The organism is Actinoplanes sp. CA-015351 (assembly GCF_050955685.1).
Taxonomy (GTDB): Bacteria; Actinomycetota; Actinomycetes; order Mycobacteriales; family Micromonosporaceae; genus Actinoplanes.
The window spans coordinates 8,315,986-8,327,320 of record NZ_CP192102.1; the positions used below are offsets into that span (position 1 = coordinate 8,315,986).

Annotated in this window: 9 protein-coding genes; 5 read left to right on the top strand and 4 right to left on the bottom strand. The window is 64.9% G+C overall.

Annotated features, from left to right (window positions below; translation table 11 throughout):
- Positions 1–18: 18 nt before the first annotated feature.
- From ACQP2E_RS37815 to ACQP2E_RS37825, 3 genes are all read right to left on the bottom strand, one after another.
- Entirely contained in the window at positions 19–3,132 is a 3,114-nt protein-coding gene (locus ACQP2E_RS37815; RefSeq protein WP_433827723.1) for an AAA domain-containing protein, read from the bottom strand.
- Between the two features lie 352 nt (positions 3,133–3,484).
- Positions 3,485–4,195, bottom strand: coding sequence for a hypothetical protein (locus tag ACQP2E_RS37820; protein WP_433827724.1), 711 nt, complete (start codon positions 4,193–4,195; stop codon positions 3,485–3,487).
- Positions 4,196–4,388: 193 nt separating this feature from the next.
- Complete coding sequence (locus ACQP2E_RS37825; protein ID WP_433827725.1) at positions 4,389–5,276, bottom strand: replication-relaxation family protein; 888 nt, start codon at positions 5,274–5,276, stop codon at positions 4,389–4,391.
- A gap of 962 nt (positions 5,277–6,238) precedes the next feature.
- Here ACQP2E_RS37825 and ACQP2E_RS37830 point away from each other — a divergent pair.
- The 4 genes from ACQP2E_RS37830 to ACQP2E_RS37845 all read left to right on the top strand — a co-directional run bounded on the left by ACQP2E_RS37830 (position 6,239) and on the right by ACQP2E_RS37845 (position 9,605).
- On the top strand, positions 6,239–6,508 hold the full coding sequence (locus ACQP2E_RS37830) for a hypothetical protein (RefSeq protein WP_433827726.1): 270 nt from the start codon (positions 6,239–6,241) through the stop codon (positions 6,506–6,508).
- On the top strand, positions 6,505–7,962 hold the full coding sequence (locus ACQP2E_RS37835; RefSeq protein WP_433827727.1) for a tyrosine-type recombinase/integrase: 1,458 nt from the start codon (positions 6,505–6,507) through the stop codon (positions 7,960–7,962). Before ACQP2E_RS37830 ends, ACQP2E_RS37835 begins: the two co-directional genes overlap by 4 nt.
- Positions 7,963–8,408: 446 nt before the next feature.
- The gene (locus tag ACQP2E_RS37840) at positions 8,409–8,570 is read left to right on the top strand and encodes a hypothetical protein (RefSeq protein WP_433827728.1); all 162 of its coding nucleotides are present in this window, start codon (positions 8,409–8,411) and stop codon (positions 8,568–8,570) included.
- 60 nt (positions 8,571–8,630) lie between these two features.
- On the top strand, positions 8,631–9,605 hold the full coding sequence (locus tag ACQP2E_RS37845; RefSeq protein WP_433827729.1) for a hypothetical protein: 975 nt from the start codon (positions 8,631–8,633) through the stop codon (positions 9,603–9,605).
- Here the strand turns inward: ACQP2E_RS37845 and ACQP2E_RS37850 are convergent.
- Complete coding sequence (locus tag ACQP2E_RS37850; RefSeq protein WP_433827730.1) at positions 9,582–10,145, bottom strand: NUDIX hydrolase; 564 nt, start codon at positions 10,143–10,145, stop codon at positions 9,582–9,584. The two genes, ACQP2E_RS37845 and ACQP2E_RS37850, sit on opposite strands and share 24 nt — an antisense overlap.
- A gap of 88 nt (positions 10,146–10,233) precedes the next feature.
- On the opposite strand from ACQP2E_RS37850, the gene ACQP2E_RS37855 reads away from it, so the two are divergent.
- Entirely contained in the window at positions 10,234–11,334 is a 1,101-nt protein-coding gene (locus ACQP2E_RS37855) for a hypothetical protein (RefSeq protein ID WP_433827731.1), read from the top strand.
- The last annotated feature ends 1 nt before the right edge of the window (position 11,335 follow it).

Here is an 11,335-nt window from a genome sequence, read left to right on the forward strand (position 1 = left end):
TCCGCGATGCGCATGAGCTCAGCGCGTCCGATCTGAACGCTGAGGCGAGGCCGTAACCCGAGGCGCTGGTCTCGAGCCGAGGACGATGTCATGCGTCCAGCCACCCCGACCGCTGGGGGTCCGCTTCGGGCATGTCTCTGCGTAGCACCGCCAGTACCAGTTCCCGTTGCGTCGTCGACGCAGGTCGACTTTAGAACTTCCGCATGCACCGCATGGCGGCTGGCGGGAGAAGTCGGCGGAGTGCTCGTGCTCGAGGAGCTTCCGAGCGAAGTGCGCACCACGCATCGCCACCATTACCTCGCGGGTCCAGCTCTGCGACAGCACGTTGAGGCTGCCAAGTAGCGTTGTCTGTTCATCGATGACGACGATCTTCTGGTGCATGACGTTGACTTCGATAACCGTGTGAAGGACGGCGCGGAGGTCGGCCAGAAACTTCTGATGCTTTGGCTCGCGCTGCGTCTTGTCGCCTGGGTCACGGACGAAAAGGGTGATGTGCACGCCCCGGTCGACGGCGGCTTGCAGCAGCGGCAAGACGGACTTGACCCGGTTGGTGGTCCAAGGCGCCCATAGCCAGATCGACTGGCGTGCGGAGGCAATGTGATCAGCAAAAACATCAAAGAACGTCCGCTCGTCGTGAATGTCCTCGACACGGACATGCTGGGCCAGCAGCTCGGCCAACTCGCCAGTGAAGGATCCCGCAAGGTGCGCCAGATCGTCGTCTGGGGTCGACGTCGGAGCGACCAGATGATTGGCGTGAATGACCCGGGCGCGCTTCGTCCGGATGAGTTCAGCGATGTACCCGAAAGGCGTTCCCGCTGCAGCGTCCTCGATGCGTTTCCAGCTCCCGATCAGGTAGAGCCGGTGTTGCGTTCGAGTGATCGCGACATTGAACAACCGGATGCCGTCCCGCAGGAAGAGGCTCTTAGTGAGGCTGGCCTCGGCCATCCAACGACTGTCGTATTCGTCTTCAACCATGTCAAAAATGACAATCGGGAACTCGCGGCCTTGGAAACGGTGGGCTGTACCTACCTCGGTGACAAGTGAGCCCCCGGTCTCGTGATCCCTGAGCGCCTCAAGTGTTGCCTCGACCTGCCGCCCGTACGGCGTCACGATGCCCGTTCGCTCCCCGCGGCTTTGGTGGAAGTCGGCCAACACACGAGCAAGGAGTGCGCCGGCGGGCCACCATCCCTTGAAGGGCCCATCGCTTCGTACACGTCCTATCTCCCCAAGACCGTCGACATTCACCAGCAAGATCTCCGGGTCGCTCTCGACATGCGGCCGGACGGACTTGCCAGCTTTGAGGCGGCCATCGTAGGCAACCGCGTTGGCCAGCCCCATGATCTGTGGTCCGAAGCGATGCTGCACATCGAGCATGGTGCAGCCGGGATGCCGGTCGGCGTCGTTCGCGGATGTGATTCCGCAGTGTGTGAACACGTCCGGAATCAGCCACTTCTGTACGTCGGATCGGTCCGTCTTGCTGACCTCCCTGTTGTCGATGATGGCGCCGAGCTGCATGAAATCGCCGAAGAGAACGGCTGCCTGGCCCGCACGAGATACCGCGAGCAGCACCTCGGGAAGGTTCGCGGCGCCGACCTCGTCCACCAGCACGACGTCGTACGGTCCGTCCATGAGCGGTTTACTAATCCGGAGCCGGGCAAGGGTGGTCGCGACCAGGCGGGCGCTACGGATGATTTCGCCTTCAGCATCTCGGCTAAGCCGTGTGAATTGCTCCTGCACCTTGGCGTACTGAGCTTCGAGGCGCCCCCAGTCACCTTCGGAGGCGTTGAGCCGGGTGCGCAAGACACGCATCTGCGCATCGAGAGTCACCAGATTTCGGCGGTCTGCGTCGGCGACGAATGCGCGCTGTGCGTCGGTCGGTGATGCGGCCTCTGCGGCGAGGAGACGCTGCTGGGCGATGTCGCGACTCTCGGTGATCTCATTGACCAACGTGGCCGACTGTTCCAATTCCCGACGTGCCCTCAACAACGCCGACTGAGCATCTCGGATGTCCGAGCGGCTGCAACCGGCCTTGGTCGTCAGCTGCTCCTTTCGGACCTCGAACCGGCGCTGTTGGCGATCCACTAGATCTTTCGCCTCACGCGCCCGCAGAGTGGCTTCCTGCGCCCGCGCCGTGGCCTGTTCCTGGTCGGCTGCCAGCTTTTTCAGTCGACCGCGATCACGTAGCCGCGGAAAACGACGAGTGCCTACGAGATCACGGATTTCGGTGTCGATCAGGTCCGCCACATGGCTGGCTTGCAGTGAGCGAGCAGCTTGGCCGTCAGCGGCCGCAACGAGTTCCTCAATTTCTCGCCGGAGGTGGTCGATCTCCGAATAAGCCTGGCGAGCCTGCTCGAGAGCAAGCCACCGAGTCTCTGCATCGTCGTGAGCCGCTGTTGCGTCCGCTAACTGGATCTGCGCGACACGACGAGCCTCCTCACTCTTCGACAGGTCAGATGCCAGCTGAGGAACCGAGGCAGCGGCGGCCGCAGCGCGCCTCGCACCGTGGTAGGCGTCTGGATCGAAGCCAGCAAGGTCTCGCTCCAGGCGAGCCAGTTCGCCGCGCTCCTTTCGGATCTCCACCAAGCGTTGCTCGATGCCGGCGCGTTCCTGGCTGACCGCCGTCAGCCGCTGCTCCACCAGCACCGGCAAACAAACCTCGGGATGTTCGAGAACTTCCGGATGATGCGGTGGGCCGACCCGGAGGAGGTGGCCTTGACGATGTCGTTTGCTTTTCACCGCGCCGAGCAGAGCGTTGTCCACGGCGATGTTGGTCGCGGAAACGAGCAGGACCCTTTTGCCGTCGCGGACCAGTGCATCTATCGCCTCGGTGAGTACGCGGGTCTTCCCGGTCCCGGGTGGGCCCCACACGAGATGGACTCCGCGACCGCGACACGCCGAGAGAGCCGCGTCCTGGGAAGGAGTGAAGTCACTGACGTGCGGCGGATGACTGGGAGCCGGAGTAAGCCGCCCTGCTGCGAGCTCATGCGCCAGGCCGGCCTCTTTCAGCCCAGCGATGCCTTCCTTGAGCTTGACGAGCAGCCGGGTGGGCGGCTGTTTGCTCTGCCAAAGCTGCGGCTCGGGCAGGTCGATGAACTCGGGAACCCGGAACCGAACCGTCTCGCCTTCTTGCACAGCCTCAAGAACTGCGTACGACGGTCCGGTCTCAAGGCCGTCTGGGCCGGCCAGCCGAAGTGACTCGATCTGATCGATGCCGGTAAACCGCAGGCCCCGCAGATCTACTGAGAACCAACCAGGTTCCGTTGGGCGAGCTCGGCCGAGCCGCAGCGGTCTTCCTGCCCTGTTCGGCCCGCCCTCAGCGTTGATCCAAAATTCCAGTGCACTGCACACAAAGTCACGCCAGTCCGGCAAGAACCGACCCCCATCGCCTCTACGCCACCCGTCGCGACACTACCTGGCGTAACCGGATGAGCACTAGCACATATCGATGGAAGCGACAGTCAGACGGCCGCACCAGCACCGCGGGTCAACTCACGGACCCGGAGTCGTCCGGATTAGCGCGCGTGGCCACCTCGACGATTCCTTCGGCTTCTTCGACGACGCCGGCTGCGGCTTCGTACTCGGCAGCCCGCGCGTGTAGCGCCGCGAGGCGACGGGCGGCTTGATGAAGTCGCTCGGCTTCAAGGGTGAGCGCAGGGCTGAGGTCCGCATCCTCGATGTGCTCCGAAACGATTTCATTGTCAAAGTCGAGGGGCACTACCTCTGTTGGCGTGGTCAGAGAGCCCGAGATCCAGGTCAGCAATTCCACCTGGGCCGCCAAGGCATTCACCAACTCGCCGCCTGCCAGAGCTTCCTCGGCGCGTTGTTGTGCTGGCTGGGGCACGGTCACGAACGGCGGCCTGACGGCATTCCGGCTCATGACGACCGCTCCGAGCTGCACAGCTGGTGCGAACGCCGGGTATTCGTTGCCCGTATCGTCGACGACGGTCGTGTCCGCCACGGCAATCGGAACCACCTCGGCAAGCGTGACTATGTGTTGATCAGCGTCTTGACGCCGACTGGGATCGATCCGTGTGGTCCCAACGATGATCACAGGAGTGTCAGCAGGCAGTCGGGCCAGGGCCGCTGCGAGATGGCCAGCGTTGTTGACCATGATCCGGCGCTCGCCGAGACCTTTCGTAACCGCCGCGAACGCTTCGCCGGCTTGGCGCTGGAAGTCTTCCCATCGGATTTCCACAATGCTCCTTCGGATTTTCGGCTTTACCTCTTGTTGTCGCGGTCGGTGACAGCAGTCGACGGCTGGCTCGAAGCAGCGACCCGCCTCCGATCGGCCAATTCGCCGCCAAGCTCGGCCCATCGCCGCGGGGCGGATTGTGTCCAACGGCCCCGGTGTCCTGGGCCGTACGGGCCAGGGCCAGCCGCTGCGGTGGCTATGGCTTGGATACCAGCGATTCGGGCGTGTTGACAGCCAGCACGCTGAGCTTGGCCAGGGATGTACGGCCCTCTCCGTCTCCAGCGATCGCCCACACCGCTTCTGCTGGGGGCTGCCCGCGGAGCGCCGCATGATCTCGTGCGCCGGTCGCCATCGGTATCACTGAAGGCAGTGCAGCGAGCCGGGTCCGGAAGTTGCGCTCACGGGCTGCGGAGTGCAGCCAGAACAGCACCGGCCATGCTCGCCCGATCTCGGCGAACAGCTTGCGGTAGCCGACGAGTTTGCCAATCAAGACGCCGAGTTGTTCGGCCCCAGTGTCGTACTCGAGGAAGAACGGAACGACCTTGTCGTCTTCCTCCCAGACGCCGTAGCCGTCTGGGCGTACACGGGGCTGGTAGGCGCGGATCAGGACGGGATCGTCCGGTTCGGCGAAGGTACCGGCACGTTGGCAGGCCGCCTCTGGCAACCACTTTCGCAGCGAACCGTGCGGGTGGGTGCGGTCGTGGCCAGCAAGGTCGGTGAAGAACTGGTTGACGCCGAGTCGGTGGCTGAGTGTCTGGGTGGAGGTCCAGCGGCGGCGTTCCAAGCGGGCGTGGTCGCGGCGGGGCGGCCGTTCGTCGCGAGCCGCGGCGACGACTTCAGCGCCGAGTTGGTCGATGAGCCAGTGGTACGGGTATGAGCCGCCGTCGGCGCGTTGAGGGCGGAACCGGGCGATCAGCCGCAGCTGGTAGAGGGCGCGAAGGCGACGCTGGCAGAAGTCCAGCGACGAGAACAGAGCGTTGGCGACCTGGAAGGTGGTGAGGACGCCGTGGTCGTAGAGCCAGCCCAGCAGGATCCGGTCGCGGGCGGTGAGCTGGGACTGCACCCGCAGGACGGGATCATCCATGGCGTCCCCCCGGGGAGACCCGAACGATTGCAGGGTCTGTCGGAGTACATGTCCCTGGTAGCCGCAGCCGCCCTGACCTGCACTGTGAGGCGGTCGTGGGGGTCGGTTCGGGGGTCCGGTTGAAGACTGACGTCAACACTGACGGCAAGGCTGACATCCGCACTGACGCGCGAACCGTCGTCGGTGGCGAGTACGAGGACTGCACAGAGATCTCCTCGATCTTCGAGAGGTGATGGGGGCGGTGGCGGCCGTCCGGAACATCTGCACCGTCGGGCCGGCCTGGTGTTGGCGAGAATCGGCGGGCACGGATGGCGGTCCAGCGGCAGACGCCATTGCGTTCGGTTGACGGCCGCGGGTGAGGCCGGCGTCGGTCCTGACGCCTGGGGTGCTAGCGGAGGGTGCGGCCTTCGGGAGGCCGGCGCGAGCGTTGTCCGGCCGGTCGCCTGTGCGCCGCGCGTGCCGGCGACGTCATCCTCAAAACGGGGTTTGTCAGCTCCGGCGAACACTCTCCGGTCTAACAGTTTTCTGACAGGCCGCTGAGGATGTCTGACAGTGCAGGTCAGCGGCATCCCGACAGGATTCGGCGCGGAGCGTCAGCATGATCGCTCGCGCTGTCAGTCGGTTGTACACAACCGACTGACAGCGCGTTCCGCAAGTCGCCGTGCCGGTCTGTCAGAGTCTCGGCCTCCACTGTCGATCAAGCCGCTGAGCTGCACTGTCAGACTTTCGTCAGGCGCTGTCAGAACTCTGTTAGAAATCTGTTAGATCGACGAGTGTTCGCCGGAGCTGACAAGAGCCGGTTTGAGAGTGCCAGCGCATCCCGCCCGCGCCGGCGGCCGACACGGGATGCGCCCGGCGTAGGCCCGTCTCTTGCGACAGGAGCACTCTCACCATGAACGCCACCCCGAACCCGAGCTTCTCTACCGTCCACCGCGACGGTGTGTGGACCGCAGACCGCATCCGTGCCCTGGCGCCGTCACCGACCTACCCACCCCGCGCGGATCTTCGGCCTCGGCCGGTCCCTGGCCTACGACCTCGCCCGCACCGACGAGTTCCCGGCACCGGTCATCCGCGCCGGCACCCGCTACCGCGTACCGGTCGCCGGAATCCTCACCGCCCTCGGCATCCCGCCCGGCGGCGACTTGACGCCGTCGGCGATGCGAAGCGTGGATCACCACGACGGAATCAGAACGCCCGCCGTCGACGACCACGTTCAGCAGGGAGAACCGTGACCAGCGAAGGATCCATCACCAAACGGTGCGGTTGCAAAGACGCCACCACCGGGAAACGACTCAACAGCGGCTGCCCGAAACTGCGCCGACCCGGCGGCTCGTGGAGCACCACCCACGGCGTCTGGGGCTACCAACTCGAACTCCCCACCGCACTCGGACGCGGACGGCGGTTGTTACGCCGCAGCGGCTTCGACGACCGCGATGCCACCCGCGCCGAACTCGACCACGCCCGCTCGCTGCTCGCCCTGGCCGGCGACGACACCGGCCTCGCCGTACAGATCGGGGACCTGCTGCAGGCGTGCAGGAACGGTATCCCGCTACCGGACCGGGACACCGTCGCCGACCGTGTCCGCGCCGGAGTCCCCGCCGCCGTCTCGACCACCACAGGCGAATACCTCTTCCACTGGCTGGCCGGACGGCGCGGGCTTTCACCCAAGACGATCCGCGGGTACGGCGACCACATCCGCTCCTACCTAATCCCGCACCTCGGCGACATCCCACTTCAGAGCCTGCGAACCAGCCACATCCAAGTCATGTTCACCGCACTCGACACCCGCAACGAACAGATCCGCGCCGCACGAACCAACACCGATCCGGTCGTACGTCAGAAATTTCGTGGCGTCCGGCCGATGGGCGCATCCAGCATGGTCCGGCTGTACGCCACCGTGCGGGTAGCGCTCAACGACGCCGTCCGCCGCGCCCGCCTCATCCCCACCAACCCAGCCCTCGGCATCGAACTCGAATCCGGCACCCGCCCGAAGGCACGCGTCTGGACACCGAAGGCGATCGAACTGTGGAAGGCCACCGGCGAACGGCCCAGCCCGGTGATGGTGTGGCGGCCCGAACAGGCCGGACAGTTCCTCGACTACGCCCAACGCCACGACGCCGTGCTCTACCCACTGTTCGAACTGATCCTGCACCGCGGCCTACGCCGCGGCGAAGCCATCGGACTCCGCGACTACGACGTCGACCTCAACGAGGCCTACCTCAGCATCGTCCAACAGATCACCACCGTCGGATACGCCCCCATCACCCGCAAGGTCAAGAGCGACGCCGGCGACCGGATCGTTCCCCTCGGGCCGACCACTATCGCCGGGCTCACCGCCTACCTCAACATGCGCGGTCGCTGGCAGCAGGTCAGCGGCGCCAGTTGGCCGGATACCGGGCTGTTCTTCGTACGTCCCGACGGCCAGCCGTGGCATCCACAGGCCATCAGCGACCGCTTCGACCACCTCGTCACCAAGAGCGGCCTACCACCGGTCAGGTTGCACGACCTCCGCCATTGCGCCGCCACCTACCTACGCCACGGCGGCGCCGACATGAAAGAGATCCAGGAAGTCCTCGGCCACTCCACCATCGGCCTCACCTCCGACACCTATACCTCGGTCATCCTCGAGCTACGACGCCCGAACGCCGACGCAGCCGCCAATCTCATCCCCCGCGAAGCCGCATAGCGGTCAGTCCGACAGGCCGGTCCACAGCAACATGGTGGGCCGGCCTTCGTTCCATCGAAGGCCGGCACGACACCGGCCGAACGCCACGTGCCGGACCTCCCTCATCGGGAGGCCCGGCGGCGCTGCCATAGCGACGGCCACCGGGCCGACCGCCGTGGTACCGGTCTGGTTGCGTAGCCACCTGACCAGGTGCACGAACGATCGCGTGACTCTTCGGAATGGTCAAGTGCTCTCTGACCAGGACGTGAGCCGCGACCGCACCAACTCATGTCACCGTCCGGCTTCCTCGTTCACCCCGCTCAAGTCTGCCGGCGACAAACCCTGCCCATGGCTCCGGGCTTGCACCTGCAAGCCGGGAGATCGTCGCATTCCTTCGATTTCGATGAATGGATGCGATCAACGTAGCCATCGTCCTACCCTGAGCCTTCCGAGCGGGGAGGGCGGGGATGGCTTCCATCGACACACTCTGGTGGAATTCGGCCACCCACGAGGGGCAGCCGTTATCTGAAATCTTGGCCCGCCACGAGTTCGGCAAGGTGTTCGCGTTCCTGCGGGCTCGGGGCTGGAGCGTCGGCGCGATATCAGCCCGCACCGGCATCGACGGCTAACGCATTCGCGAATACATCAAGGGAAGTCGGAAGATCTAGAAGCACAGCACCATCGAACGCGTGGCCGATGGGCTGGAGATTGATCGACGGCTCTGCCGCGTCGGTGACCTGTCACTAGACGAGCTGACTCTCGAGGCGATGCCATCAGCGGATGACGGCGCAACCGTGCTCCGAGATCTACTGGGCCGAGCGAAGAGGCTCAACGACGCTGGGCTGACCCTGCTAGGCGACCAACTTAATCAGATCCGCAAGGTTGATCGAAGTCTCGGTTCTCAGGTGACTGACCTGCAGCTTCTTGCCTATATGGGCACCTTGGCGGAACTCCGTTCCTTCAGCCTCCTCCCGGGTAGGCGGGAACGGCTGGCCGACCTCTTCTGTGACGCAGCCGCCCTGGCAGGCTGGGTAGCCCTCGACCTAGGTGACGTGGCTGCCTCATGGCGGCATCACGAGTCTGCCAAAGAAGCCGGGCGGGAAACCGGCTCTCCCATCGCACTGACGCATGCCCTGGCTCAGCAGGCTTACGTCCTCCTCGATATCGGCGACACCGTGCAAGCGGTTCAGCTCGCCGAGTACGCGCTCACTGTGGCGGACCGTGCCGTGCCTGCCGTGCTCCTGGCCTGGTTGTGGGCGGTCCTCGGAGAGATGCAGGCAATCATCGGTGCCGACCAGTTGAGCCGCAACGCATCCGAACGCGCGGAACGCCTTCTTCCGGCGAACCCAGCGGATCCGGCGGTGCCTTACATCATGCTCAACGAGTTTCACCTTGCTCGCTGGCGCGGAGCCGCCTTCGCGCGTCTCGGCGATGAGTCGGCTATCGACGAGATGCATTTCGCGCTCACCGGCACGGACTCATCGTGGGCGCGAGCGAAGGCACAGCTTCACGTGGATCTTGCCTATTCGCTGGTAACTGCCAAACATGAGGACCAAGCGGTTCGCCAGCTCGACCACGCTCGTGATCTCGCCATAGGAATCGGCTCGCGACGGCAGAAGCGTCGGATCCGAGACCTGGAGCTATTGCTCCAGCAGACCCGATGAAAGAACCCCGAGAAGCCCGACGAGTGATCCCGACCCAAGTACCTCGCCGTTCTTTATCAGCGAGGTGACGCTGTCGAGTGGTACCCAGTCGACGATGCCGGCCTCTTCAAGGTCGGTCGGTTCGCCGACGAGTTCGGCGCCCTTGGCGAAGTAGACCTCATGCGGGGTGTCGACCATGCCCGGCATCGGCTGAAACCGGGCGACGAGCTGCGGTGATCCCAGCGGCTTCCAGCCAGTCTCTTCCTCGACCTCACGCATGGCTGCGTCGGCTCCCGATTCGCCCTGGCCGACTATGCCGCCCGGCAACTCCCAGCCGATCTCCTGGGTAGCCCAACGATGACGGCGAAGCATCAGAACGCGATTCTGCTCATCCACGACGACGGCCGCCGCAACAGTCTGCAGGCGCACAACGTGGTGCCAGAAGCGTCGGCCATCCGGCGGCTCGATGTCGACCTGGACGAGCCGTACCCACGGATTGTCATAGATCGTGCGCTCGCCGAAGACCTTGGTCAGGGGTACGTCAGCAGATGAGTCGGTCACGTCGTGAGCGTACGTGGGCGTCGACCAGACCGCTCACGGTGAGCGCTCACGATGAGCCTCCCGAATGAGGGATGACACATCGACATTAGTGAGCGTGATTCGACATAGCGAAGACGTCGCCACCTCGGCAAATGCGATGGCAACCGTACCAACGATCACCAACCCCGCCGGGGCAGTTGAAACTTGTGGAGACGCCTGGTCCGCGGCAGCCCTTCAAGCGCTGCTGCGCGATCCGTCACCACTTGCCGACGACCGATGGCGCCGATGGTGCGCCGAACTCCTGCGTACGGACCGTCTCGGGCCTCAGGAGTTACTCGAGTGGTGGCGGGCTGCCGCCGAGTTCGATCCGATCCTGGCCGAGTACGGCGGTCGACTCATCCCCGTGCCCGAGCGCACCGTCGTCGTCGCCGGCAGCGGCAAGGAGCAGTTCAAGACCTTCAACATCAGCACCGCCGCGGCGATCCTCGCCGCGGCAACCGGCGTTTCCGTCGTCAAAGGCGTCTCCCGTTCCGTGTCCGCCGTGTCCGGTGCTTCCGACATCCTCGATGTTCTGGGTATTAAGCCGGTGCTCAATCCAGAGGCCATCCCGCAAAGTCTGGAACGGCACGGCATCGCCTTCGTCTCGTATCCGCAGTTCTGCCCTCGCTATGCGGCTCGCTACGACGGTGTCTTCGCCACGCTGAATCCGGCCAGCTTCTTCATGCCTATCGCCGCGTTGGGAGTGGAGGCCTGCGGCTATCTGTTCGGTCTGGCGCACAGCGACGTCACCCTCGCCGCCGCCACACTGCGCCAGATCAGGCCTGACCTCACCAGCGGGGTCGTCGTCTCCACCGAACTCACCGTCGGCGAAACCGTCGACGAATACGCCGACGTCGGCGTAGCCAGGCTCGCCCGACTGACCGACGGGGTGATCACCGGCGGCCTTCGTCGAGGGGCGAAATCCACCTCTTCCTGGCGACGAGCAGTCGCGCACCGGCCCACCCACGGCGGCAATGCGGCACTCGTTGTCGAGGCACTGACCGCGCACGCGGACACCCCCGCCACCAGGTTGGTCGAGATGAACGCTGCCCTCGTGCTCAGCGTGAGCAACGTCGGCCAAGGCCTCAACGACGCCACCAATCAAGTCCGGTGCGCGCGCCGGGCCGGTCGCGCCGAAAGCCTTCTGGCCTCCCTCATCACCGCTCGGTAAG

Bases quoted from the DNA above. Each gene is read 5' to 3' on its own strand.
- ACQP2E_RS37840 (WP_433827728.1), top strand. From the start codon at position 8,409: ATGGCTTCCATCGACACACTCTGGTGGAATTCGGCCACCCACGAGGGG.
- ACQP2E_RS37825 (WP_433827725.1), bottom strand. From the start codon at position 5,276: ATGGATGATCCCGTCCTGCGGGTGCAGTCCCAGCTCACCGCCCGCGAC.